The organism is Nocardia sp. NPDC049220 (genome assembly GCF_040647855.1).
In the GTDB taxonomy this organism is placed as follows: Bacteria; Actinomycetota; Actinomycetes; order Mycobacteriales; family Mycobacteriaceae; genus Nocardia.
In genome coordinates this window covers 310,063-333,674 of sequence record NZ_JBEZDA010000003.1, presented here as the reverse complement: position 1 = coordinate 333,674, position 23,612 = coordinate 310,063, and the positions used below count along the sequence as shown (strand labels likewise).

The 23,612-nt window shown below is 67.6% G+C and carries 23 protein-coding genes; 9 read left to right on the top strand and 14 right to left on the bottom strand.

What is annotated here, in order from left to right:
- Positions 1-57 precede the first annotated feature (57 nt).
- Positions 58-1,365, bottom strand: coding sequence for a DUF3027 domain-containing protein (locus AB0C34_RS13090; protein WP_357070794.1), 1,308 nt, complete (start codon positions 1,363-1,365; stop codon positions 58-60).
- A gap of 17 nt (positions 1,366-1,382) precedes the next feature.
- On the opposite strand from AB0C34_RS13090, the gene AB0C34_RS13085 reads away from it, so the two are divergent.
- Genes AB0C34_RS13085 through AB0C34_RS13075 form a run of 3 tightly spaced genes read left to right on the top strand, consistent with a single transcriptional unit; the run spans position 1,383 to position 4,700 of the window.
- On the top strand, positions 1,383-2,183 hold the full coding sequence (locus tag AB0C34_RS13085) for a glutaminyl-peptide cyclotransferase (protein ID WP_357070791.1): 801 nt from the start codon (positions 1,383-1,385) through the stop codon (positions 2,181-2,183).
- A 34-nt stretch (positions 2,184-2,217) separates the two neighbouring features.
- The gene (locus tag AB0C34_RS13080; protein WP_357070788.1) at positions 2,218-4,122 is read left to right on the top strand and encodes an MFS transporter; all 1,905 of its coding nucleotides are present in this window, start codon (positions 2,218-2,220) and stop codon (positions 4,120-4,122) included.
- Positions 4,119-4,700 carry a DUF2771 domain-containing protein gene (locus AB0C34_RS13075; protein ID WP_357070785.1) on the top strand — a complete coding sequence of 194 codons (582 nt, stop codon included), beginning with the start codon at positions 4,119-4,121 and terminating at the stop codon, positions 4,698-4,700. The genes AB0C34_RS13080 and AB0C34_RS13075 overlap by 4 nt, the downstream gene beginning before the upstream one ends.
- A gap of 306 nt (positions 4,701-5,006) precedes the next feature.
- Here the strand turns inward: AB0C34_RS13075 and AB0C34_RS13070 are convergent, their stop codons facing one another.
- Entirely contained in the window at positions 5,007-5,426 is a 420-nt protein-coding gene (locus tag AB0C34_RS13070; RefSeq protein ID WP_357071354.1) for a cold-shock protein, read from the bottom strand.
- A 199-nt stretch (positions 5,427-5,625) separates the two neighbouring features.
- Between AB0C34_RS13070 and AB0C34_RS13065 the strand changes: the two genes are divergently transcribed.
- Together AB0C34_RS13065 and AB0C34_RS13060 are read left to right on the top strand one after the other, a co-directional pair.
- The gene (locus AB0C34_RS13065) at positions 5,626-5,868 is read left to right on the top strand and encodes a hypothetical protein (protein ID WP_357070781.1); all 243 of its coding nucleotides are present in this window, start codon (positions 5,626-5,628) and stop codon (positions 5,866-5,868) included.
- Between the two features lie 408 nt (positions 5,869-6,276).
- Positions 6,277-6,906: a transglycosylase family protein gene (locus AB0C34_RS13060; protein ID WP_357070779.1), complete on the top strand. Its 630-nt coding sequence runs from the start codon at positions 6,277-6,279 to the stop codon at positions 6,904-6,906.
- Positions 6,907-6,987: 81 nt separating this feature from the next.
- On the opposite strand, the gene AB0C34_RS13055 is transcribed toward AB0C34_RS13060, so the two are convergent.
- A complete protein-coding gene (locus AB0C34_RS13055; RefSeq protein ID WP_357070776.1) occupies positions 6,988-7,176 on the bottom strand; it encodes a hypothetical protein in 189 nt (62 codons plus the stop codon).
- A gap of 188 nt (positions 7,177-7,364) precedes the next feature.
- On the opposite strand from AB0C34_RS13055, the gene AB0C34_RS13050 reads away from it, so the two are divergent.
- Positions 7,365-9,662: a helicase-associated domain-containing protein gene (locus AB0C34_RS13050; RefSeq protein ID WP_357070773.1), complete on the top strand. Its 2,298-nt coding sequence runs from the start codon at positions 7,365-7,367 to the stop codon at positions 9,660-9,662.
- On the opposite strand, the gene AB0C34_RS13045 is transcribed toward AB0C34_RS13050, so the two are convergent.
- Positions 9,663-10,193 carry a hypothetical protein gene (locus tag AB0C34_RS13045; protein ID WP_357070770.1) on the bottom strand — a complete coding sequence of 177 codons (531 nt, stop codon included), beginning with the start codon at positions 10,191-10,193 and terminating at the stop codon, positions 9,663-9,665. It lies immediately after the preceding gene.
- Positions 10,194-10,478: 285 nt separating this feature from the next.
- On the opposite strand from AB0C34_RS13045, the gene AB0C34_RS13040 reads away from it, so the two are divergent.
- Positions 10,479-11,300, top strand: a complete 822-nt coding sequence (locus AB0C34_RS13040) for a hypothetical protein (RefSeq protein WP_357070767.1) — start codon at positions 10,479-10,481, stop codon at positions 11,298-11,300.
- A gap of 13 nt (positions 11,301-11,313) precedes the next feature.
- Here AB0C34_RS13040 and AB0C34_RS13035 read toward each other — a convergent pair whose 3' ends face one another.
- The 4 genes from AB0C34_RS13035 to AB0C34_RS13020 all read right to left on the bottom strand — a co-directional run bounded on the left by AB0C34_RS13035 (position 11,314) and on the right by AB0C34_RS13020 (position 15,836).
- Positions 11,314-12,660: a M1 family metallopeptidase gene (locus AB0C34_RS13035; RefSeq protein ID WP_357070764.1), complete on the bottom strand. Its 1,347-nt coding sequence runs from the start codon at positions 12,658-12,660 to the stop codon at positions 11,314-11,316.
- A 129-nt stretch (positions 12,661-12,789) separates the two neighbouring features.
- Entirely contained in the window at positions 12,790-13,428 is a 639-nt protein-coding gene (locus tag AB0C34_RS13030; RefSeq protein ID WP_357070761.1) for a LysE family translocator, read from the bottom strand.
- Between the two features lie 39 nt (positions 13,429-13,467).
- Positions 13,468-14,136 carry a DUF3239 domain-containing protein gene (locus AB0C34_RS13025; RefSeq protein WP_357070758.1) on the bottom strand — a complete coding sequence of 223 codons (669 nt, stop codon included), beginning with the start codon at positions 14,134-14,136 and terminating at the stop codon, positions 13,468-13,470.
- A gap of 41 nt (positions 14,137-14,177) precedes the next feature.
- Positions 14,178-15,836, bottom strand: a complete 1,659-nt coding sequence (locus AB0C34_RS13020; protein ID WP_357070755.1) for a DNA repair helicase XPB — start codon at positions 15,834-15,836, stop codon at positions 14,178-14,180.
- 227 nt (positions 15,837-16,063) lie between these two features.
- Here AB0C34_RS13020 and AB0C34_RS13015 point away from each other — a divergent pair, with 227 nt between their 5' ends.
- Positions 16,064-16,708: a LysE family translocator gene (locus AB0C34_RS13015; RefSeq protein WP_357070752.1), complete on the top strand. Its 645-nt coding sequence runs from the start codon at positions 16,064-16,066 to the stop codon at positions 16,706-16,708.
- A 79-nt stretch (positions 16,709-16,787) separates the two neighbouring features.
- Here AB0C34_RS13015 and AB0C34_RS13010 read toward each other — a convergent pair whose 3' ends face one another.
- Both AB0C34_RS13010 and AB0C34_RS13005 read right to left on the bottom strand, forming a co-directional pair.
- The gene (locus AB0C34_RS13010) at positions 16,788-17,966 is read right to left on the bottom strand and encodes a pyridoxal phosphate-dependent aminotransferase (protein WP_357070749.1); all 1,179 of its coding nucleotides are present in this window, start codon (positions 17,964-17,966) and stop codon (positions 16,788-16,790) included.
- Positions 17,967-18,198: 232 nt separating this feature from the next.
- The gene (locus AB0C34_RS13005; protein WP_357071351.1) at positions 18,199-19,113 is read right to left on the bottom strand and encodes a sigma-70 family RNA polymerase sigma factor; all 915 of its coding nucleotides are present in this window, start codon (positions 19,111-19,113) and stop codon (positions 18,199-18,201) included.
- Between the two features lie 108 nt (positions 19,114-19,221).
- Here AB0C34_RS13005 and AB0C34_RS13000 point away from each other — a divergent pair, with 108 nt between their 5' ends.
- Positions 19,222-19,878: a GNAT family N-acetyltransferase gene (locus AB0C34_RS13000; protein WP_357070746.1), complete on the top strand. Its 657-nt coding sequence runs from the start codon at positions 19,222-19,224 to the stop codon at positions 19,876-19,878.
- Positions 19,879-19,989: 111 nt separating this feature from the next.
- Here the strand turns inward: AB0C34_RS13000 and AB0C34_RS12995 are convergent, their stop codons facing one another.
- The 4 genes from AB0C34_RS12995 to AB0C34_RS12980 all read right to left on the bottom strand — a co-directional run bounded on the left by AB0C34_RS12995 (position 19,990) and on the right by AB0C34_RS12980 (position 23,570).
- Entirely contained in the window at positions 19,990-21,081 is a 1,092-nt protein-coding gene (locus AB0C34_RS12995; protein ID WP_357070743.1) for a 3-deoxy-7-phosphoheptulonate synthase, read from the bottom strand.
- Between the two features lie 239 nt (positions 21,082-21,320).
- Entirely contained in the window at positions 21,321-21,791 is a 471-nt protein-coding gene (locus AB0C34_RS12990; protein WP_357070740.1) for a carboxymuconolactone decarboxylase family protein, read from the bottom strand.
- 118 nt (positions 21,792-21,909) lie between these two features.
- Positions 21,910-22,788, bottom strand: a complete 879-nt coding sequence (locus AB0C34_RS12985) for an oxidoreductase (RefSeq protein WP_357070738.1) — start codon at positions 22,786-22,788, stop codon at positions 21,910-21,912.
- A gap of 317 nt (positions 22,789-23,105) precedes the next feature.
- Positions 23,106-23,570, bottom strand: coding sequence for a MarR family transcriptional regulator (locus tag AB0C34_RS12980; RefSeq protein WP_357070735.1), 465 nt, complete (start codon positions 23,568-23,570; stop codon positions 23,106-23,108).
- Between the last annotated feature and the right edge of the window lie 42 nt (positions 23,571-23,612).

Genomic DNA, 23,612 nt, shown 5'->3' with positions numbered 1-23,612 from the left:
ATGCGGCAAGGACTGCCGCGCGCAGTACCGATGTGCCGAACGGATCGGCGGTCTCGGTCAGCTCCGCGGCGATGACGGGAACTCCGGCCGCGCCGCGGAATCCGACTCGTCATGGACTGCCTGCTCGCCCGCCGAACCCGCCGCTACTGGTCCGCCCGTCCCAGCGGGTTCGGCATCCGCGGTTTCGTCGGTTACCGATTCCGGGCCGGTGGGATGCGCGGCGTCGCCCGGCGGCACCGAGGCTGCCGCGGCGCCGGGGCCGTCGATGTCCAGCCCTGCGGTGTTCGATCGGCTGGTGCCGGACTCGCCGGTAGCTGACTCGGTCACCGCGAGATGCGCGGCGACCGGCGCCGATTCCGCGTTCTCTGAGACCGGTTCACGGTCACCGCCCGTCACGGCGTCGGAGCGCTGCGGCGCGCCCGAAGTCGGAGCGGAGTTCGCGGTCGGCTCGGCGAGACCCGTTGCGATATCACCCGCCGCGGCGGGATCGGCCGCCGACGCAGCGCCGACCTTCGCATCGCCGGTGATCTGCTCGGAATCGTCGCCTGCTGGGGTCGACACGGCGGTCACAATCTCGGAGGGGGCCGTGGAACCCTCGGAGGCGGGCAGGACCCGGTCCGATTGGCGGGCGATCATCTCGACGGCGTCGTCGTCGTACGCCTGGTAGATCGGGGAACCGCCGCCGCCGGGAAGGATGGTGTCGGAGTGGGCGCCGCAGCCGTAGGCGACGTGAACCACGAGTCCGTCGGCGCCCATGGCGTTGCCGCAGACGCCGAAGGCGGCGCGCAGCGCCCCGGCCAGCGGCAGGTAGAAACCGCACATGCCACAGGTGGACGGCGCGGCTTTGGCCATCTCGGAATCGGGACCGCGCTCGGCGTACCAGCGCTCGGCGGCCTCCGCGCGACCTTCTCGGCTCATCACCTTGGCCCGGCCGAGGCCGACCGTGTAGGCGACCTCGTCGACTACCGGGTCACCGGTCGCGACGTAGCCGGGTAGCAGGCGGGGATCGTCAGCGGGCGGGGCAAGCAGATCGCCCGGCGCGAGATCACCGGGCCTGATCCGCTGCTCCCAGGGCACGAAGGCGGGCGCGACCAGAGCATCGGGGCCTGGCAGCAGCGCCGACTCGCTGACCGTCGCGTACTCGGCCTCCGGTGCGGCCGCCACCACGACCGCCCACTGCCACCCGCGATAACCGGGCAACGTCGCCTCGAACCGATGCGTCGCCGCGCTCTCCCCCTCGGCGGCCACACCCAAATGTGCACCGACCCCCGCGGGCTCCAACTCCAGGAGCGCACGGCGGGCCAGGTCAACGGCATCAGCCAGAATGGGCCGTACGCCGGACTCCGATACAGATACTGCGCTCACGGCTTACATTTTGCCGTATGGAACGCAATCGTCGTTCGTTGGCTGTCGGTGTGCTGGTAGGTGTGCTCATACTGAGCGGATGCCAAGACCCCGATGACATGGCAACCAAGATGAATATCGAGGTGGTCGGCACCAGGCCACACGACCGAACGGCGTTCACCCAGGGGCTGGAAATCGCCGGAGACACCCTCTACGAAAGCACCGGTCTGCCGGTCGCGTCGACCGTACGCGCGTCCAACCTCACGACCGGCGGTGTCCTGGCCGTGGCGCCACTGCCGGTCCCCTACTTCGGCGAAGGCATCACCCTCGCCGGGGGCACGCTCTGGCAGCTCACCTGGAAGGACCAGGTGGCCATCGCCAGGGACCCGAACACGCTGGCCGAGCGTGGGAGGGTGTCCTATCAGGGCGAAGGCTGGGGCCTGTGTACGAGATCGGACCGGTTGGTAATGAGCGACGGCACCGACCAGCTGACCTTCCGTGATCCGGTGACCTTCGCGCCGACCGGCTCGGTGCGACTGACCAGTCACCACACCGCACGCCTCAACGAACTCGATTGCGCAGCGGACGGTTCGATCTACGCCAACGACTGGCCCACCGACACCATCCTGCGCATCGACCCGGACTCCGGTCATGTGCTCGCGACCGTCGATGCCGCGGGTCTGCTCCCCGCGAACGCCCGGGTGGGCACCGACGTACTCAACGGCATCGCCCAACTCCCCGGCACCGACCGGTTCCTCGTCACCGGCAAGAACTGGCCGACGATGTTCGAAGTCCGCTTCACTGCGGTCACGGGCGCCGGCGGCAACGAGCGCGAGTAAACGATCAGCACGGAAGTACGACAGAATTGGAGGCGTGACTACTCCCCGCGAACCTTCCGGTCCCGACCGTGATCGGTGGGAAGGCGAGGAGTACCCGCCGATCGAACGTCACCCCGGCTTCGTCCGATATCCGCCACCCAATGCGCCGCGGCGCCGCAGGCCACTGCCACCCCTCGGACCGGAGCCGGACCCTGTCCCGCCTGCCTACGATGACCGGAGGGCTACTCAGGACGCAGACGTCCGGCGCAACGACACGCCGCACGGTTCCGAGTATCCGGAGACGCGGCGCTTGCCGACCGATCGGCGGGACACCGAACACACCCCCGCGTCGCACCGTGACCTCGGGCGCCACCCGACACAGCAGTCGGCCGAGCCTGAGCCCGCCCCCGACCAGCGATCGAGCGAACCGGAACCCCGCGAAGCCCCCGCTCCGCCCGGCGCGCAGCGCATCCCACGCAAGCTCACAGTCACCCGGGTCGCCGCCATGCGCGGCAGGCAGCTGACCGAGAAGGGCATCGCGACCTTCCAGCGCGCGGCCAAGGCGGACGGCGCGGACAAGTCGGGTCTCACCGCACTCACCTATGCGACCATGGCGAACTTCGCCCTCGACGCGGCCATCGCGGTGGCACTGGCCAACACGCTGTTCTTCGCCAGCGCCACCGCCGAGAGCAAGACGAAGGTCGCGCTGTATCTGCTGATCACGATCGCGCCTTTCGCCGTGATCGCACCCCTGATCGGCCCGATGCTCGATCGCCTACAACGCGGCCGACGACTGGCGCTTGCGACCTCGTTCGCACTGCGCGCGGTGGTCGCGGTGGTGCTGATCCTCCAGTTCGACACCTGGGCGCTGTATCCGCTCGCGCTGTGCATGATGATCGGCAGCAAATCGTTTTCCGTGCTGAAGAGCGCGGTGACGCCGCGGGTTCTGCCGCCCGACATCGATCTGGTTCGCACCAACTCCCGACTGACGGTGTTCGGCCTGGTCGGCGGCACCATCGGCGCTGGAGCGCTCGCCGCGCTCGCCGCCTCTATCGCCGGTTCGCACGGCGCGCTGGTCTTCGCCATGCTGATTGCGTGCGCGGGAACGTATCTGAGCTTGCGCATTCCGTCCTGGGTCGAGGTCACCGAGGGCGAGGTGCCCGCGACGCTGAGTTATCACGGCCCGGACGCAACCACCCGGATACTGGCGGTCGACAAGGAATCGGCAGTGCCGCCCCGGAAGCGCAGGCAGCCACTCGGCCGCGCGGTGGTGACCGGTCTATGGGGCAACAGCGCCATCCGAGTACTGACCGGGTTCCTCACCTTCTATGTCGCATTCGTCGCCAAGGCGACCGAGCATCGGCCAGTACAGCAGGCCGCCATGCTCGGCGTGGTCGGCGCGTCCGCGGCGATCGGCAACTTCACGGGCAACGCGACCGGCGCCCGACTCAAGCTCGGCAAGCCCGCGCTGATCGTGCTCGGCTGCACCGCTGCCTGTGCGCTGGTCGCGCTGTTCGCCACCTTCGCGAACAATCTGCTCGGCGCGGCGCTGGCCACCCTGGTCGCGGCCGGAACGAGCGCGCTGGCCAAAGTATCGCTGGACGCCGCGATCCAGGACGACCTTCCCCCCGAATCGATCGCCTCCGGCTTCGGCCGCTCCGAGACCGTCCTGCAGCTCAGTTGGGTGGTCGGTGGTGCGGCAGGCGTCCTGCTGCCGACCGATTACTGGAAGGGTTTCGCGGTGATCACCGCGGTGGTCGTCATCGGCCTCGTGCAAACCTTCGTCAGTTTCCGCGGGCACTCGCTGCTGCCCGGGCTCGGCGGCAACCGTCCGCAGCACGCGGACCAGGAGGTCCCGGCGGGACAGTCCGCGAGCGCGAGCCGCCAGGACGGCCCCGACGGGCCTCGGCCCGGCGACACCACACGCATCCGACAAGGGCAAGGAGATCCCCTCTGGTGAGCAAACTCAACGCACGCACGATCGTCGCGCTGGCCGCGGCTGCCTTGCTGGTGCTCACCGTCGCCTTTGTCGGTGTTCTAGCGGTACTGGTCCGCAACGCCGAGGAACCCGACGTCACGATCAGCGCGTACGCGCACGGCAAGACGGTCACCGTCCGGCCATTCAGCTATTGCGCGGTGACCATGCAGCACTGCAGCATCCTGCCCGAAGGCAAGGTGGATGGCACGGTGTTCGCCACGCTGACCTGTCAACCGGAGACGCCGGACTGCCATCGCGGCCGAACCGCTGAACTCGAGGTCCCCGCCGGCTACCCGTTGCAGCTGTCGCTGCCGAAGAAGATCGCGGACGCCCCTTGGATCGCACAACTGGTCTACGCGTTGCCATCCGGCGAACAGGTGGACCGGGTGATCAGCCGCAACGACTACCCAGACCGCGCCCTCGCACTCACCATCGACTCGGCTCCGGAGCCCGACCTACGCCTGATCGGCGTCGAACTGCAGTTGCCGATTCTGGCGCGCGACGAGACCGGTAACGAGTTCTACCTCCCGCACGCCGCCTGGTCGATCAGCACCGCGTAGACCGACCAACAGCACCCCCCAACTTGCCGTAGACCCGTTCACACCGATCGAACGGTCACAAGCCATCACCGGATCAGCGCACCAGCGACGCCACCGAGTGCACCGAGGCCGCTCGCCTACCCGGAGATCGACAGCTAACGGTCGAGAACGCCGCGAGCTCTGGTCGGCCGCGTGGTCGTGAATCGTGGCCGATCAGCGTGGGGGCGTCTCGGTCGACCCCGATGTCTCATTTCCCGGGTCACGACAACGGCGAGTCGTCGCCAGACGACCCGCGAACACGCAGCGCCGCAGGCGCTGCCAAACGATTCAGTGATCGAGTTCGCGCGCTACCGCACGGACGACTTCCGAGATGCGCTGCGCGGTCTTGCGATCCGGGTACTTACCCTTCCGCAGATCGGGCTGCACCGTGGCCTCGAGCAGGGTGATCATGTCCTCGACCATCCCGTGCAGTTCGTCGGGAGTGTGCCTGCGGGCAGGGGCGTCCTTGCGCGCGTTGCGTTCCTGTCCCTGCCGGACCGAGGGGGGCGCCTCGAGCAGCTTGAGGCTGAGCGCCTGTGGACCGCGGCGGCCTGCGGCCATTCCGAACTCGACGCGCTGCCCCGGCTTGAGACCCTCGACACCTTGCGGCAGCGCGGATGAACGGACGTAGACGTCCTCACCCTCGTCTTGGGAAAGGAAGCCGAAGCCCTTTTCGACGTCGTACCACTTAACCCTGCCGGTCGGCACTGCGCTCACCCGTTCATCATCGAAAACTCGGAACCCCATCGGCCCGAGCACATCCGTTTGTCGGACCTGCCCGCGGCGGTGCCACGACCAGTCCTTTTTCTGTGCGAAAAGAACGCGCCCAGCACGATTGCGGGACGCGATGCTCGTCGAGTCTACCCCGGTGCGAATAACGCAAGCACACCAGTTTTACGGTCGAGCGGTGACGAACCGTTCCGCTGGGCCCCCATCTGGTGGCGCGCCGCGCAAGCGCGGCGATTGGTTACTGCTGCTCGCGCTCTGTCTGTTCGCGCTGGGCCTGCTGGCTATCCTCGCCATCTTTCTGACACCGGTGTTCTCCGACGGCGAGCCGGGACTGTGGCTCTACTTCGGGGCACTGCTCGCGCCGTTGGGTTTCGCGCTGGCTGTCGTGTTCGCGCTGCGGTCCGGTCGGAGGTCGCGCTGATACGGAAGGCACGCCTCCGTTACGTCACGGCTGGATACCCCGGGCGATCATTACCCACGCCAACATGTGATCCTCGTCACATTACGAGAAGGTCACAGCCCGGTGACGGACCGTCATCGAGCCATCAGCGACGCTCCTAGCTGCGCGGAAGCCGTTCCGGCCGTATCGATACCGCGCCGAGACCCGCCGGTACACGCCGGTTACCAAATGGTGATTTTTCGCGCCGATCGACGTACGGTCATACCCAGCCGGGACACCCGGCAACCACCGGCCCGCCGCACCGAACCTCGCCCCGCGGGTACCGGAACCCCGACGGAAACGTAGGGGCGAGGGCGGATACGGACTACCTCTCAGTCCGAACCCGAACCGAAGACCTCGCAGGTGCGTCGAGAGGTAGACGAACCCGATATGAGTGGACGCCATCGCAAGCCAAGCTCGACCGGCCGCACGGTAGCCAAGGTTGCCGTCACCGGCGCCATGATCGGCACTGCCGGCGTGGCTCTCGCAGGCAACGCCAGCGCGGCACCCGACTCCGACTGGGATCGGCTCGCTCAGTGCGAAGCCGGCGGCAACTGGGGCATCAACACGGGCAACGGTTTCCAGGGCGGGCTGCAGTTCTCCCCGAGCACCTGGCGTGCGCACGGCGGCCAGGATTACGCCGCCACTGCCAACCAGGCCAGCCGCGAACAGCAGATCGTTGTCGCCGAGAAGGTGCTCGCGTCGCAGGGCTGGGGCGCCTGGCCCTCTTGCTCGTCTTCACTCGGCCTGAGCAGCGCACCATCCCATCGCTCCGCGCCTGCCCCGGCTGACGAGACCCCGCGTTGGAACCCCGCACCGCAAGCCGCTCAGGCCGCCCCGGTGGACAGTTCCAAGCAGGTTTTCTCTGCTGTCGACCGCGCCCTCGAAGTTGTGCAGGGCCAAGGCGTGCAGGTACCCAAGGAAGCGCTCGACTTCTTCAACGCCGCCAAGTCGAGCGGCGTGCTCGACCCCACGATCGTGAACTTCTACGAGGCGAACAAGGGTCTGATCCCTTCCTGACCGCCACGTTCCGAAGAAGGGCCCCGCATCAACGAGGATGCGGGGCCCTTCTTCGTACCCGGGAACTTTCCGGCCGGGCGGTCAGGGGTTGATCACCGTGCTCGGGTGCATGTACGGCAACTGCTCGGCGGGAACCGGAAATTCAGTGTCCTCACCGTACGGCGAGAGGCCACCGGAGCGGGCCGACGAGAGTTCGGTAACCGCGGAATCACCATCGGCGACCTTCGGCCAACCGTTGTCCACGTAGGGTTTCTTCGATTTGTTCACCACCGCCCCATGCTAACCTGCCGCTTCGCGTTTCTCGCCGGTCGTGGGTGTGTGACGAGTATCGTTGCGGACTGGCTGTCGACTGGTCAGCTGAGTTCGGGCGCTCCCCGCGAGTTACCCCTGTACTGACGAAACAAGTCGGTAGGTGACGGATCCGATCACCCGGCCCCCGGCATCGTAGGGTGGAGGAGATGACCGCGACCGACTCCCTAGCCGGATGGCTCGGCGCCCGCACTGATGCCCAGCTGGTTACACTGCTGCAACTGCGGCCCGACCTGGCTGTACCACTGCCTTCCTCGATGGCGGTGCTTGCCGCCCGCGCCGCACAGCGCGCGTCGGTGCTGCGTGCCACCGAAGACCTGAATACGCTCGAACTCGCCATTCTGGAAACTCTTGCGGTGCACGGCAAGACGCGCACCGACCGCGATGACCCGCCGCTGGCCAACACTCAGCTGCACATGCAACTGAGTGATCGGGTGCCTTCCGCCGCGATCGATGACGCGCTCGAGCGCCTGCTCGCTCGCGCACTGGTCTGGACCGTCGACGACGAACTGCACCTCGTTCCGACGGCCGCCGAAGCGCTCCCGTGGCCGATCGGCAGCGCGACCGAGATCCCCGACGCGTTGACCGAGCCCGAGGTAGTTGCCGCTCTTCCCGACCTGCCCCCCGCCGAACGCGCCCTGCTCGACAAGCTGGCCACGACAGGCCCCCGTGGCCGCACCAGGGACGCCGCGCCGGACACCCCGCCCGAACGCCCCATCCAACGCCTACTTGCGCGCAGGCTGCTGCGCTGGGTCGATGACGAGACCGTCGAACTTCCCGTCACGGTCGGCCAAGTGCTGCGCCGGGAACCGGTCACCCATCCGCATGCGCTCACCCCGCCACACCCGCACTCGACCAAGCACACCCCCGCCGAGGTGAATGCGGTCGCCGCGGGCGAGGTGGGCGAGCTGCTACGGCACTGCGCCGGGGTGCTGGAGGTGCTCGGACAGGCACCGGCGCCTGCCCTTCGCGCGGGTGGCCTCGGCGTGCGGGAACTGCGCCGAATCGCCAAGCAGATCGGCGTCGACGAGCCGAGGGCCGGCTTGCTGGTCGAACTGCTGGCGTCGGCGAAACTCCTGGAGAAAGGGATGCCGGACCCACCACCGGTATTCGACGCGACCGACGATTTCTGGGCACCCACGCGCGGTGTCGACGCCTGGCTGGAGGCGCCGCCCGCCCGCCGGTGGGCCGCGCTCGCCCGCGCCTGGCTCGACCTGGACCGCATGCCGTGGATGATCGGCATGCGCGACGACAACGACAAACCGCTGGCTGCCCTTTCGCAGGAACTGCGTACCCCGCACGCGCCCCGCGACCGGCGCGCGATTCTGCGCTTGCTCGCGGAATACCCCTCGGGCACCGCGCTGAACCCGGCCGACGTCGGCCGGGTACTTGCCTGGCGCCGACCCCGCTGGCGCAGGCACTTCCGGCCGGAGGTGGTCGAGCAGACGATGGCGGAAGCGGCCGCGCTCGGTTTCATCGGCCGAGGCGCACTCGGCTCGGCGGCGCGGGCGCTGCTGCACCACGCGGCGACCAGCACGGCCGATGCCGAGGCCGAAATGGAGGCGGCGCTGCCCGCACCGGTGGATCACGTACTGGTCCAAGCGGATCTGACGGTGATCGCGCCCGGCCCGCTGACAACAGACCTCCAGCAGCGGATCGCGCTGGTCGCCGACGTCGAGTCCGCGGGTGCGGCAACGGTGTACCGGATCGGCGAGACCTCCGTGCGCCGCGCCCTCGATGCCGGGCTGACCGCGGCCGAACTGCACGGCGTGTTCGCGAGGCATTCCCGGACACCGATCCCGCAGGCCCTGACCTACTTGATCGACGATGTCGCCAGACGGCACGGCCAGCTGCGGGCGGGCATGGCGCAGTCGTTCGTCCGCAGCGATGACCCCGCGCTGCTCGCTCAAGTGTTGTCCGCACCGGTGGCCAGCGCGTTGGCGTTGCGGGCTATCGCCCCGACCGTCGCGATCGCGCACGCGCCGCTCGGTGAACTGCTGGAACAACTGCGGGCAGCCGGCTTCGCGCCCGCGGGCGAAGACTCGGCGGGAACGATCGTCGACCTGCGCCCGCGCGGCGCGCGGATCGCGGTTCGACCCGGCGCCAGACAACCGTATCGACCGGCGCCACCCAGCGCCGAACAGCTGGAGTCGCTCGTGACGGAACTGCGCGCGGGCGAACGTGCCGCGAGCGCCCGCTCCGGTCAGTCGGTGCGTCCGGATGGCACCCGCACCAATACCGCCGCGACCCTCGCCCTGCTTCAGCTGGCGGCGCGGGTGCGGCGGTCGGTGAACATCGGCTACGTGGACGCCCAAGGCGTCGCGACGCAGCGGGTGGTGGAACCGTTGAAAGTGGGCAACGGGCAACTGGACGCGCTGGATCCGGTGACCGGTGCGGTGCGGCACTTCACGCTGCACCGGATCGCGTCGGTTGCCCTGCTGGAGTGATCAGGCCTTCGGTTTGCCAGTGCAGAAGGTGGCCTTGGGGTCCTCCTCGATGAGATGGAAGCCGGTAGCGTCCTCACCGCACAGCAATTCGTCGGCCTTACCATCAATCCGCTTCAGCACGCGGAAAGTCGCCTCCGATGAACCGCAGTCCACGTGCTTGTATCCGGACACGCGGCTCTCGTTGTAGCAGTTACCTTCTTTGAAGTTCGGCGCGAGGCACAGGAACGCGGTGGTACCGCCGCCGAGCATCTCCTCGTACGAGGTGTAGTCGGCCGCACACTCGGTCTTCTTGTCATAGGACTGCGCGACCTTGTACACCGCGTTGTCGGACGAGCAGTCGACCGGCTCGGTCTTGGAATCGACCGCCGAACTCTCGATGACGTTGATGCAGTCGCCGACCGCGGCCTTGGCCGTATCCGACTTGCTTGCGTCCTCGACCAACGAACAGCCGGCCAGCGTGACCGCCACCGCGGCCACCGCGACGAGGGCAAGCACAATCCGTGCCAGCAGCCTCGCTCCTGGAAACTTCACCTGAAAACCTCTCTCACCGAACGCGTTCACGGACTCGTGAACGCGGTGAGGATACCCGCAGCACCATGGCGGCCGCATCAGCTTCGCGCGCGGCACCCCCGCCGTACGTGCGGGGCCATCGCCTCCATGAGCAGCAGATCGGTGCGACGCGGACCCGCCGACAATCGAAACCTCGCGTAGTCACCGGCAATCGTTTTCGGGTTTTCGCATTTCGTTCGAGGTGGACATTCGCCGGATCCAGGGGTTCGGTCGATCCGCGCGGCCGAGTCATTACGCTCGATCAGCATGACGCTCGAGGACGTCGCGGGTGAGCTGTACGGGCTGACGCCCGCGCAGTTCATGGCGGCGCGCACCGCCCGGATCGAAACGGCCAAGCAGGCAGGCGACAAGGAGCTCGCTGCCGCTGTCGGCAAGCTACGCAAACCCACCCTGTCCGCCTGGACCACGAACCTGCTCGCCCGCGCCGCGCCCGACGATGTGAACGCACTGCTACAACTGGGCGCGGCGTTGGCCGCGGCGCAGCGGGAACTGTCCGCCGGCCAGTTGCGCGACCTGACCGCTCAGCGACAGCAACTGGTCAACGCGCTGGCCAAGAAGGCGAGTGCGTTGGCAGCCGAGCGCGGGCACCCGGTCAGCGACAGCGTATTGCGCGAGGTCGGGCAGACGTTGACGGCGGCGCTGGCCGACCCCGAAGTGGCCGAACGGGTGCACACCGGAACGCTCGCCACGGCGGCGACCTACGCGGGCTTCGGGCCGGACGGACCGAACCTGGCCGCCGTAGCCGCGCCGACCGAGCACGTCGCACCGAAACCGCAGCCGGAGGGCACCCAGCGCAAAGAACTGGAGGACGCGGTGGAAGCGCTCGAATCGGCCCGCGCAGCGAGTGTTTCGGCACGAGCGCAGCTGGATGACGCATCCCGACGGCTGCTCGACGTCGAAACCAGGATTACCGCGTTGCACGACCAGCTCGCGCACGCCGAACAGCAGCGGCAGTTCAGCAGGGCAACCGAGCGGTCGGCGAAGGACCGGCTGCACACCGCCGAGCGACAGCTGGATCGGGCCGAACGCCGGGTGGCGCGGGCTCGCCAGCGCCTCGACGGACGATAGCCGTTGCCGAGCTTCAGCTGCGCAGACTTTCTGGAAACAGGTATTCCTCCGGCGGCGGTGCGGTTCGGTTCAGCCACGCGTCGAAGAAGCCGGTCAGATCGGTCCGCGCCCGAGACTGGATGAATTCACGTAACTCCGGCATCGAGGTATTGCCGAAGGCGTGCGCGGCCAGGAAGTCGCGGACGGCGCCGAAGAAGACCTCGTCGCCGATCTGCTTGCGCAGCGCGTGCAGGAACAGCGGGCCCCGGTAGTACACGGAGGTGAATACTTGTCCGACGCCGGGGTTTTCCAGCGGAATGTTCCAGAACTTCGGGTCGTCACGGTACTTCTGGATGGTCCTGCGGTATTGATCATCGACATTCTTGTCCTCCATCCGCTCCGGCCAGAGGTAGTCGGCGGTGTAGCTGGCGAAGCACTCGTTGAGGCAGATGTCCGACCAGTGGCGCACCGACACCCAATCACCCCACCACTGATGTGCGATCTCGTGCACCACGGTCTGTAGATCGGTCCACGGCGCGTAGATCGGACGGGTCTGGGTTTCCAGCGAGAACTCGAGGTCGGCGTCAACATAGATACCGCCCGCAGCCTCGAAGGGGTAGGGGCCGTACAGCGTTTCAGCGAAGTCGAGGATTTCCGGCAGCCGCTGCTCGGTCTCCCTGTTTCCTTCCGCGTTCGGCGCGAACGCGCTCAGCAGCGGAGTCCCGTCAGCACGACGCTGCTCGAGATAACTGAACCGGTCGATCGCGACGGTGGTCAGATAGCCGGCCACCGGTTCGGTCATCGCCCAGCTGACGATTCGTTTGTCGCCGTGCAGCACATCGTCGGTCCGCACCCCGTTGGACATCACCTCCCATTCCGCGGGGACGGCGGCGTGCAGCGCGAAGGTGGCCTTGTCCTGGGGCGTGTCGTTGAGCGGATACCAGGTCGTCGCCGAATGCGGCTCACCCGCGACGAACGCGCCGCCGCTGGGGGAAATGGTCCAGCCCGCTCCCTCGGAATCCATCGCCGGACCCGCGTAATCGACGGTGATGGTGAACGGAAGGCCGGGAAGCAACGGAAGCAGCGGCACCACGGTCAACTCGTGCTCGCCGTTGCGGATGAACGCCGCGGGCAAATGGTTCACCGATACCATCTGCACCTGCGGCCCGGCGAAGTCGAGGTTGAACGTGCGCAGCGTCTGGCCGGCGGTCGCCTCGATCCGGGTGGTGCCGGTGAGCCAGCGGCTGGGCGGGTCATAGTCGATGCTGACGTCGTAGTGGCCTACGTCGTAGCCGCCGTTGCCGTCCATCGGGTAGTACGGGTCGCCGAGGCCGGGAGCGCCGACGAAGGGGTCCGCGAACGGATCGGCGTTCGCGGGCACGGAGCACACCCCGATGCAGGCACCCGCGACCGCCGCGCACATCCAGCCGGACAACCTCATTCGACGACCACCCTTTCGCCCGAAACTTGTCGTTACCTCAGGTACCGGCCGTGCTGGATGGTAGTCGCGTCAGTCGCCGCTTCCGGTGAGCGCCACCGACGCGCCGACGCCGAGGATCATCGTGCCGCCCGCGCCACCCACCGCCTCGAGCCTGCGGGGTGACTGCGCGAACCACGACCTCGCGGAGGCGGCCAGGAGCGCCCAGGTGCTGTCGGAGACGATCGCCATGGCCAGGAAGATCGTGCCGAGAATCAGGAACTGCACGGGCATCGAGCCTGCGGCCGGGTCCACGAAATGCGGGAGCACGGCGGAGAAGAAGACGATCGCCTTCGGGTTGGTGAGTCCTACGACCGCGCTCTGGCGCAGCACCCGCGTATGCGGAGTGGGTTCGACCGGGGCGCCCAGCGCCGCATGCAACGTCTTACGCTCACGGATCGCCTGGATTCCCAGATACATCAGATACAGCGCGCCGGCGAACTTGACCACGGTGAGCGCCAGCGCCGACGCCGCGAGTAGTGTGCCGACACCGATCGCGACCAGGATCAGGGCGAGATAGACGCCCGCGCTGTGCCCGAGCACCGACAGCAGCGCCGCCCGCCGGCCGAGCGTGAGCGCGCGACCGATGGTGAACAGCACGCCCGGCCCTGGCACGATAATGATGACGAGCGCTGCGGCGATGAAGGGCAGCAAGGCGGACACTGGAACCATCCTGCGAGCCTATGCGCACACCGGCCGGCGCAGCCGAATTCAGGAGCCGAGGTCGCCGGGCAGCTGGTCCGGGTCGAGCAACAACCGTTTGGTCGCGGTGCGCCGTACTTTTGCGGCCAGCGCGAGGTTGTCGGTGAGCAGCCGCCATTCGCCTTCGCCGATAGCGGCGCGGGCGCGGTCGATGACCGAACCGTCCGTGGTCCCCCACGCGATCGGCATGGCGCTCACCGACTGCCAGCGCTCACCTGCCTGCCGCGGCGCCCAGTCGGTGCGCACGGCGACCGAGGGCACCCGCTCCCCCACCTCCGCTTGATGACCGGGCACTGCGCGGACCTTCCTGGTTACCAGGGCGTAGCGCGGGGAAGTTGCCTCAGGCGCGGAGATATCGACAAGGGCAAGCAGCAGGACACCGGTCGGGGAGGTCTCCGAAATCACCGCGGGCACAAGCTCACCATCGGTGTAGAGCTTGTCGATGGCGGAATGCCTCGGCGTCCACAGTGCCACCCACAGTGCGGTTGCCGCACCCAGCGCGAAGGCGACCGCGAGCAGATACGCCCACGGATGGTTCAACCAGATCAGATAAGCCGCACCGGTAGCCGCGACGACTGCCGCGGCGATCGCCATCACGCGCAGTCGTCGGAGGTCGGCGAAGACTTCGTTGACCGCGTGGGCATGTTCGCGGTCGAGCGGAAACTCGAAGCGTCGCACATCCCTATTACTAGCACAGTTTTCGGAGGAATTGCCTCCACTTATCCGAGGGCCGGTCCCAACAAGTCGTCGGCGTCGGTGATGCGGTACGCGTACCCCTGTTCGGCCAGAAAACGCTGACGATGCGCGGCATATTCGGCGTCGAGGGTGTCGCGCGCGACCACCGAGTAGAAATGGGCTTGGCCGCCGTCGTGCTTCGGACGCAGCAGCCTGCCGAGGCGCTGCGCCTCCTCCTGACGCGAACCGAAGGTGCCCGAAACCTGCACGGCCACCGAAGCTTCCGGCAAATCGATGGAGAAGTTGGCGACCTTGCTCACCACCAGCACCGGTATCTCACCGCGCCGGAACGACTCGAAAAGCTCTTCGCGTTCTCTGGTCTTCGTCGAGCCCTGGATCACCGGGGCGTCGAGCGCGGCCCCCAACTCCTCCAGCTGCTCCAGGTAGGCGCCGATGACCAGGCTCGGCGCATCCTGATGCTTGGCCAGGATCGACTCCACCACGGCGATTTTCGTGTGCGCGGTGGAGCACAACTTGTAGCGTTCCTCCGGCTCGGCGGTCGCATAGGTCATCCGCTCGGCGTCGGTCAGTGTGACCCGCACCTCGATGCACTCGGCCGGCGCGATCCAGCCCTGGGCCTCGATGTCCTTCCACGGCGCGTCGTAACGCTTCGGGCCGATCAGCGAGAACACGTCTCCCTCGCGACCGTCCTCGCGCACCAGGGTCGCGGTCAGACCGAGGCGGCGACGAGATTGCAGATCGGCCGTCATCCGGAAGACCGGGGCAGGCAGCAGATGGACCTCGTCGTAGATGACCAGGCCCCAGTCGCGACTGTCGAACAGTTCCAAGTGCCGGTACTCACCCTTGGTGCGGCGGGTGATCACCTGATAGGTGGCGATGGTGACCGGGCGGATCTCCTTGCGTTCGCCGGAGTACTCGCCGATCTCGTCCTCGGTCAGCGAGGTGCGCGCGAGCAGCTCGCGGCGCCACTGCCGGCCCGCCACCGTATTGGTGACCAGGATCAGCGTGGTCGCCTTCGCCCGCGCCATGGCCGCGGCGCCGACCATTGTCTTGCCCGCGCCACAGGGCAGCACGACTACGCCCGAGCCACCCGCCCAGAACGAGTCCGCGGCCATCTCCTGATAGTCGCGCAGATGCCATTTGTCGTCGGTGTAGTCGAGTTCGATCGCGTGCGCCTCGCCGTCGACGTAGCCCGCGAGGTCCTCCGCCGGCCAGCCGATCTTCAGCAACGTCTGCTTGATTCGACCACGCTCGGACGGATGTATCACCACCGTGTCGTCATCGACGCGCGCGCCGAGCATGGGGGCGATCTTCTTGTGCCGAAGCACCTCCTCCAGCACCGCACGATCGAGGCTGACCAGCGTCAGGCCGTGGGCGGGATGCTTGACCAGCTGCAACCTGCCGTATCGCGCCATGGTGTCCACGACGTCGACAAGCAACGGCTGCGGCACCGCGTACCGGGAGAAACTGACCAGCGCGTCCACCACCTGCTCGGCGTCATGCCCCGCCGCCCGCGCATTCCACAGCGCCAGCGGTGTCACCCGATAGGTGTGCACATGCTCCGGTGCGCGCTCCAACTCGGCGAAGGGGGCGATCGCCTGTCGCGCCGCGCCGGCCAACTCGTGGTCGACCTCCAGCAGCAGCGTCTTGTCACTCTGCACAATCAGCGGACCGTCGTTCACAGCCACTCCTCCTATCGGCTCGCCGGCCATTCTCCCCGACCCCACCGACAACCCCGCAGGTGACCGGCGGTTCTGCAATGGCGGTGCCTGGTTCGGGCAGCGACCGTATGCAACACCGCAGGGGACTGGTGTCTTCCCGAGCCGTGCGCCGCGCACGCCGTAGCGCGTGGCCAGCGACCGTCAACTGGACCGAGACAGCGGCGCGCGCTTCGGGTGAGGATCGGAGCATGATCGAGATGGCGGCGGTGGCGGGGGTGTCGGCGGCGGCATTGGGGATGGTGCTCACGCCCGGGCCGAACATGATGTATCTGGTGTCGCGGACCGTGTCGCAGGGGCGGCGGGCGGGATTGGTGTCGCTCGGTGGGGTGGCAGCCGGATTCGGGGTGTACCTGGCCGCGGCCACCGCGGGGATCACCGCGGTATTCGCGGTGGTGCCGGGGCTATATCTGGTGGTGAAGCTGGCCGGCGCCGGGTACTTGGGCTGGCTGGCCTGGCAAGCGGTGCGGGCGGGCGGAGTTTCGGTGTTCGCGCCCACGGCGCTACCCGCCGATCCGCCTCGGCGGCTTTTCACCATGGGATTGGTCACCAACGTGCTGAACCCGAAGATCGCGATCATGTACATGGCGCTGATCCCGCAGTTCGTGACGCCCGAGCACGGCCGGGTCTGGTTGCAGAGCCTTTGCTTGGGATCAGTACAGATCGCGGTCGCCCTGACCGGGAATGGATTGATCGTGCTCGGCGCAGGGGGCCTCGCCACTTTTCTCACCGGCCGGCCGCTCTGGCTGCGCACCCAGCGATATCTCATGGGCACCGTCCTCGGTACCATCGCCGTCCTCCTCGCCACGGACCGCGCCCGACCCAGTCCCGCGTGACCGGACGAGTGGCGTAGCGCGGGGAAGCGGTCTCGACCGCTATCGCTCGTCGTCCGGTGGGCCCGGCAGGTTCGATGCATCAACCGAGGCGGGCGCCGGCGCGGAGTCGGCGCACTCCTTCGTCGAGCGTCTCGTCGCGCTTGCAGAACGTGAAACGCACCAGGTGACTCCACGCGGCCGCGTCGTCGGCGAAAACGCTCACCGGAACCGCCGCGACACCAAGTCGCTTCGGCAGCTCCCGGCAGTAGGCGAGACCGTCGGCGGCGCCGAGCGGGCTGATGTCCGCGCAGACGAAATAGCCGCCCGCGCTGGCCTTCACGCCGAGACCGGTGTCGGCGAGGGCGGCCGAAAGGCGCAGCCGCCGCTCGGACAACGAATCCCGTAGCCGGACGACCCAATCGAGCTCATGGTTGATCGCGTGCGCGACCGCCGGCTGGAACGGGCCGCCGGCGACGAAGGTCAGAAACTGTTTGGCCGCGAGCACACCGTCGATCAGATCGGCTGGACCACAGGCCCAACCGGTCTTCCACCCGGTGACGCTGAACGTCTTTGCCGCACTGGACACCACAATGGTCCGCTCGGCCATGCCAGGCAGGGTCGCCAGGCTGATGTGCTCGGCGCCGTCATAGACCAGGTGCTCGTAGACCTCGTCGGTGAGCACCAGAATGTCGCGCTCGCGGGCGATGTCGGCGATCGCCTGTAGATCGGCGCGCCCCAGCACGGTACCGGTCGGGTTGTGCGGCGAATTGACGATGAGCATTCGGGTCGCCGGCGTGATCGCGGCGCGCAGACTGTCCAGGTCGAGCACGAACCGGTCGCCATCGGCGACCAACCTGGCCGTGCGCCGCCGCGCGCCGGCCAAGGCGACCGCGGCAGCGTAGCTGTCGTAGTACGGCTCGATCAGCGCGACTTCCTGACCGGGCTCGACCAGGCCGAGCACTGCGGCGCTGATCGCCTCGGTCGCGCCGACCGTCACCAACACCTGGGAGTCCGGGTCGTACTCGGTCCCATAGCGTCGAGCCCGGTCGGCGGCGACGGCTTGGCGCAGGACCGGCATGCCGCGGCCCGGCGGGTACTGATTGAGGCCGTCGGCGATCGCGCGCCGGGCGATGTCGAGCATGCCCGTCGGTCCGTCGGTGTCCGGAAATCCCTGGCCCAGGTTGACCGCGTCGTATCGGACGGCGAGCTCGGTCATCTCGGCGAAGATCGTTGAGGCGAAGGGGCGCAGGCGGGCAACGGTCGGGGGTTGCGAGGGCATATTCGGAGATTATGCCAGCGGCCAATTTGATTGCCATAAAATAGCGGAAAGCTATGTTTCACATTTTACCTGGCGCTCTACCTCCAGAATTGCCTTCCCCTCGCACACGCGAGCCTCGCCGTTATCGGTCACAAGCGACCTTGATCCTCAACTTCTCGAACCACGATCCGGAATCAAGCCCGGTACGCCTGCGCCGAACCGGTGCCCTGCCCGCCCGCTCGGCAAGCCTGGCTCAGCCCAGCCGAACGCCGCTCAACTTGGCGGGGTTGGCGAGGTCGTAGGTGCCCCAGACCAATCCGTCACGCACAGTGAACCCGATCGCCCGCGCCGGGAATCCCGCCTTGCCTTCCTGCGCGGGACGCGCGGCGACAACCAGGCCGAGTTGCCCATTGACCGACGCGAACTCGTAGGCAGACGACAGGTCCTCGGTCAATCCGTACTTGCGTACCAACCCAAGGAAGAAGCGGGCGATCGGATCCGAGCCGTGCAGAATGTTGACCGCGGTGGCGGTAGTTCCGTTCGCGTCGCCGATCATCACCGAATCCGGATGCAGCGCCGCGGCGACCGCGTGCACGTCACCGGCGCTCAGCGCGATGAGGAAGCGTTGCACCGCGGTGTCGTGCTCGGCGTCCGACACCGGCGCGGGAGTGTGCGCCACGGCCTTGCGCGCCCGCACCGCGAGCTGCCGTGCCGCGTCGGCGGACACGCCGAGAACATCGGCGATCTCGTCGAACGGCACCGAAAGCCCCTCGTGCAGCACGAAGGCGACCCGCTGTGGCGGCGTGAGGCCGTCCAGCACGACCAACGCCGCGAACCGGCACTCCTGCTTGCGGACCACGGTCTCCAGCGGGTCCGGCGCACTCGACGGACCCCGGGCGGTGACCACGGGTTCCGGCAGCCACTGCCCCACATAGCGTTCTCGGCGGACGGCCGCGCTGCGCAAGCGGTCCAGACAGATCCGACTCACCACGGTGGTCAGCCAGGCCCGCAGATCCTCGATCTCGGACTGGCGCGCACCAGCCAGACGCAACCAGCTCTCCTGGACGGCGTCCTCGGCGTCGCTGACACTGCCCGTCAGCCGATAGGCGACCGAGAGCAGATGAGCCCGGTGTGATTCGAACAGGTCGGAAAGCAGCGAGGCAACCATCACCGCGCAGTCTACGGTCAGCGGAAGAACCGTCCCCGTGCGGTACCAGCGGTCGAGCGGAGCGAAATCCGGATGCTCCGACGGCCTGCTCCGTGCCAGCATGACGAGATGGATCACTGCGTGCTGTCGAACGGAACGGTCTGGTTGTCGGCGCCGACGACGAACGACATCGACACAATCACCGAATGCTGCCGGGAACCATCCATCGGGAAATGGACGACCGTCCCGGTTCCGTACGAGCGAGCGAACGCCGAAACCTTCATCACGGACATCGTCGACCCCGGCTGGGCGGGCCGCAGCCCGACCTGGGCGATGCGGGTGCGGGTCGACGGACCGGTCATCGGAATGATCAGCCTCGCCGAGAACGACAAGAGCGCGGCCGAGATCGGGTTCTGGCTCAGCCCGGCACACCGTTCCCGCGGCCTGACGACCCAAGCCGTGGACCTGGTCTGCGGCTTCGGTTTCCACACCGATGGCCTGCACCTGACCCGGATCAGCTGGCGCGCGATCGTCGGCAACTATGCCTCGGCGGCGGTCGCGCGGCGAGCCGGATTCCGATACGAGGGTAGGTCGCGCCTGGGCGGCGTGCAGCGCGGTGAGCGCCACGACCACTGGCACGCCGCTCGGCTGGCCACCGACCCACCCGGACCGGCAATGGGCTGGCCCGTCGAGTTCGACCACCGCCATCCCACGGTTACACCGCAGCCATCGCAGCGAAACCAATCGGTCCGAAACCGGCGAGAGACCGACGCGCCGAGCACCTGATCGACGCCGTTTCGACGCGCGCCGTCACGCCCGACGCGATCGGCTCGCCGAGTAACCCTCCGCGTCCCGCGCACCCGGTGCGCGTCGACACCTGCGCGGGACGCGGAAATATCAGCCCTCGCGCCGTCGCCGCACCGCGTCGGCCAGCCGCTCCAGCTGACCGGCTGTGGTGTCCCAGTCCAGGCACGCGTCGGTGATGGACTGCCCGTAGATCAGCTCGTCCGCATGACCGAGCGTCAGATCCTGTCGACCCGCGACCAGGAAACTCTCCAGCATCACACCGACCACGCCGGGTGTGCCCGCCGCCAGCCGCCCCGCGAGATCGGTGACTACGTCGACTTGCTTGTTGTGGTCTTTGTTGCTGTTGCCGTGGCTGGCGTCCACCACGAGCCGCTGTGGCAACGCCGACTTCTCCAGCCGAGCGCATGCCTCGGCTACCGAAGCCGCGTCGTAGTTGGGTCCGGTGCTGCCACCGCGCAGAATCACGTGGCAGTCCGGATTGCCGGTGGTACGGATCAGCGCCGAGCGACCATCGAGGTCGGTGCCGGGGAACACATGGCTGGCCGCCGCGGCACGTACGCCGTCCACCGCCACTTGGACGTCGCCGTCGGTGCCGTTCTTGATGCCGACCGGCATCGACAGCGCGCTGCTGAGCTGGCGGTGCACCTGGCTGGCCGCGGTGCGGGCGCCGATCGCGCCGTAGGACACCAGATCCGCGATGTACTGCGGGGTGATCGGATCCAGGAACTCACAGGCCACCGGAAGTCCGAGCGCGGTGATGTCGACCAGCAGCTTGCGGCCGAAGCCGAGTCCGGTGTTGACGTCGAACGAGCCGTCCAGATGCGGGTCGTTGATCAGTCCCTTCCAGCCCAAGGTGGTGCGTGGCTTCTCGAAGTAGACCCGCATCACCACGTGCAGACGATCGTCGAACTCGGCGGCGAGGGCGGCCAGGCGACGTGCGTAGTCCAGCGCGGCGGCGGGATCGTGCACGGAGCAGGGGCCGACGATCACCATGAGACGGTCGTCGGCACCGTTCAGCACGTCGACGGTGGCCTTGCGTCCCGCGCGCACGGTGTCCGCGAGCGCGTCGGTGATCGGGTGGACCCGGCGTACCTCGGCGGGCGAACGCAGCGGGCTGATGCTCAGAGTGCGTTGATCATCCAGATCGGAATGCCGCGCGTCGACGTCAGCTGCGGTTGTCATGTCGTGGGTTCCTTTTCTCGGGGCCGACCCACGGACATCAAACCCGTCGAGCCGGTCCATCGTCCGGCTCGGGGTGGAATGTCGTCAGCGCATGTGGTCGCCGCAGACCAGCCCACCCAGGGCCGGCTTGCCAAAGCTAAACCAGAAATAGACACGCTGCACGTCAGGCAGAGTACCAGTCCGGCACCATGCGATGAACGCATGGTGCCGGACGGCACGCTCGGCTGTGGCGGTCCCGCTCACCCCCACTGGCCGGGCTCGTAGTCCCCCGCCGGCGTGCGGGCGATGACGTTCATCCGGTTCCAGGCGTTGATCGTCGCGATGGCGGCGATCAAAGCCGAGATCTGGTCATCGTCATAGTGTTTGCGCACCTCCTGCCACACCTCGTCGCTGACCGCGCGACCGTCGCCGATCCGGGTGGCTTCCTCGGTGAGCGCCAGCGCGGCCCGCTCCGCTTCGGTGAAGACGGTGGCCTCGGGCCACGCGGCGACCAGGTTGAGTCGCAGCGCGGTTTCGCCCGCGTGCGCGGCATCCTTGGTGTGCATGTCGGTGCAGTAGCCACAGCCGTTGATCTGGCTGGCGCGGATCTTCACCAGCTCATGGGTGGCGGCGGGCAGAGTGGAGTCGCTGATCACTTTGGAAGCCATGGTGAGTCGTTTGACGAAGCTGCCAGCGACCGGGTTCGTGAAAAGGTTGATGCGGGATTCCATGGTGTCCGTCCTTCGTCGTTGCCGTTGAGTTCACTAGAAGGACGACGCGGCGCAGCGAAGTGTGACGTCGCGAATAGTGAACTGGGTCACGGCTAAACGAGGGTGACGAACTGCCTGCTCAACCGACGAAGTCGTAGGTGACGCCGGTCAGTTTCTCCGAGAGCTCCCAGAGTTCATCGGCGACCTTCTCGTCCCTGGATGCCTTCGATGAACCGGAGAGGCCCGGGTAGCCGCGGATGCCGCCCCACCCGGTCGGGCCGTAGTAACCGCCCGGCTGGACGTCGGCGGTCGCGGCGTACAGCGACGGAAGCGCGCCCATCTCGGCGCTTTGCGCCAGCAGCCGGTTACCCAGCGCCATCAGCGTGTCTTGGATCGACTCGGTGTGCGACTGCAGCCCGGTGGCGGCGTAGCCGGGATGTACGGCGACCGAGATCTTTGTCGCGCCCCCGGCGGTCAGTTTGCGCTGCAGCTCGCGGGCGAACAACAGATTGGCCAGCTTGGCCTGCGCGTAGGCGGTCCAGCGCTGATATCTGCGCCGCTCCCAGTTCAAATCGTCCAGATCGATCATGCCGACCTGATGAGCGATGCTGGAGACGGTGACGATCCGCTCCGAGATCTTGTCCAACAGCAGGCCGGTCAGCGCAAAATGGCCGAGGTGATTTGTGCCGATCTGCATTTCGAATCCGTCAGCGGTGCGCGCCGCCGGCACCGCCATCACGCCGGCGTTGTTGATCAGCACGTCGGCCCCGTCGGTTCCCGCAGCGAACTCGCGCACCGAGGCGAGATCGGCCAGATCCAACTTCCGCACCCGGACTCGTTCGCCGAGTTCCGTGGCCAGCTGTTCGCCTTTGGCCACAGTGCGGCAGGCGAGCACGACCTCAGCGCCCGCCGCGGTGAGCGCACGCACGGTGGCAGCCCCCAAGCCGCTGTTCGCCCCGGTGACAATGAACGTCCGGCCGCCCTGATCCGGCAAATCCGAGCTGTCCCACCTGCTCATATCGGCAGTCTAATCCGCTGAACCCGGACACGATCACTCCTTTGGGGCAGCGCAGACAACCCGCGGTAGAGAGGAACTCCTTGCGTGCCGCCCGGCCACCCAACGCACCTGCCGATCGCGGTGTGCGCACCTCCGACACGTCAATGGTGTTGCGCTACAGCATTTTCAACTGGATTGTCCATCGAGGCAGAGCGACGAGCAGCTCGGAGGCGAATCATCCGGCACCGAATCCCAGCCACGGCAGACTAGGCAGAAGTACCGCCACGCCCGACGACATGCAGGCGAGCGCCGGTAGCCGACTTCGCGCCGCAGGGTGCCTAGTCGTCGGCCTGAGCGGTGAATCGGGTGAGCAGATCCGTCAGTTGATCGGCCTCGGCAGGGCTCAGCATGGACACAAGGCGCCCGGCCAGCGGCTCCGCGGCGACGTGCGCGGCGTCGAAAAGGTCGCGACCCTTAGGGGTGATCTCCACCGCCCGCACCCGACGATCCCCCGGAACGGACTTGCGCACGGCCAGCCCCTTGCGCTCCAGGTCGTCCACGACCCGCATGATCCCCGCCTTGTCCGAGCCGGTCGCGTCCACCAGGCCCCGCTGCTCCGTCGGCCCGCGATCGACCAGAACGATCAGCACGGCGAAATGTCGCAACTCGATGCCGAGTGGCCGAAGCGCTTCCGTCATCACCGCTGCCGCGCGCCAGTGCGCCTGCCGAAGCAGCAATCCAAGAGCGAAAGGCGAGGGATTTCCGGGATGATCGGTCGCTCGCCGAGGAACGTCGGCGGTCATGCCGCGATATTACCAGCAATTGACATCACTTGATACGGTATC

Excerpts from the sequence above, each read along its gene's own strand:
- AB0C34_RS12990 (WP_357070740.1), bottom strand. The coding sequence starts at position 21,791 with ATGGAATCCCGCATCAACCTTTTCACGAACCCGGTCGCTGGCAGCTTC.
- AB0C34_RS13050 (WP_357070773.1), top strand. The coding sequence starts at position 7,365 with ATGACCGCGACCGACTCCCTAGCCGGATGGCTCGGCGCCCGCACTGAT.
- AB0C34_RS12980 (WP_357070735.1), bottom strand. The coding sequence starts at position 23,570 with ATGACCGCCGACGTTCCTCGGCGAGCGACCGATCATCCCGGAAATCCC.
- AB0C34_RS13060 (WP_357070779.1), top strand. The coding sequence starts at position 6,277 with ATGAGTGGACGCCATCGCAAGCCAAGCTCGACCGGCCGCACGGTAGCC.
- AB0C34_RS12985 (WP_357070738.1), bottom strand. The coding sequence starts at position 22,788 with ATGAGCAGGTGGGACAGCTCGGATTTGCCGGATCAGGGCGGCCGGACG.
- AB0C34_RS13085 (WP_357070791.1), top strand. The coding sequence starts at position 1,383 with ATGGAACGCAATCGTCGTTCGTTGGCTGTCGGTGTGCTGGTAGGTGTG.
- AB0C34_RS13040 (WP_357070767.1), top strand. The coding sequence starts at position 10,479 with ATGACGCTCGAGGACGTCGCGGGTGAGCTGTACGGGCTGACGCCCGCG.
- AB0C34_RS13010 (WP_357070749.1), bottom strand. The coding sequence starts at position 17,966 with ATGCCCTCGCAACCCCCGACCGTTGCCCGCCTGCGCCCCTTCGCCTCA.
- AB0C34_RS13005 (WP_357071351.1), bottom strand. The coding sequence starts at position 19,113 with ATGGTTGCCTCGCTGCTTTCCGACCTGTTCGAATCACACCGGGCTCAT.
- AB0C34_RS13000 (WP_357070746.1), top strand. The coding sequence starts at position 19,222 with ATGGATCACTGCGTGCTGTCGAACGGAACGGTCTGGTTGTCGGCGCCG.
- AB0C34_RS13015 (WP_357070752.1), top strand. The coding sequence starts at position 16,064 with ATGATCGAGATGGCGGCGGTGGCGGGGGTGTCGGCGGCGGCATTGGGG.
- AB0C34_RS13030 (WP_357070761.1), bottom strand. The coding sequence starts at position 13,428 with ATGGTTCCAGTGTCCGCCTTGCTGCCCTTCATCGCCGCAGCGCTCGTC.
- AB0C34_RS12995 (WP_357070743.1), bottom strand. The coding sequence starts at position 21,081 with ATGACAACCGCAGCTGACGTCGACGCGCGGCATTCCGATCTGGATGAT.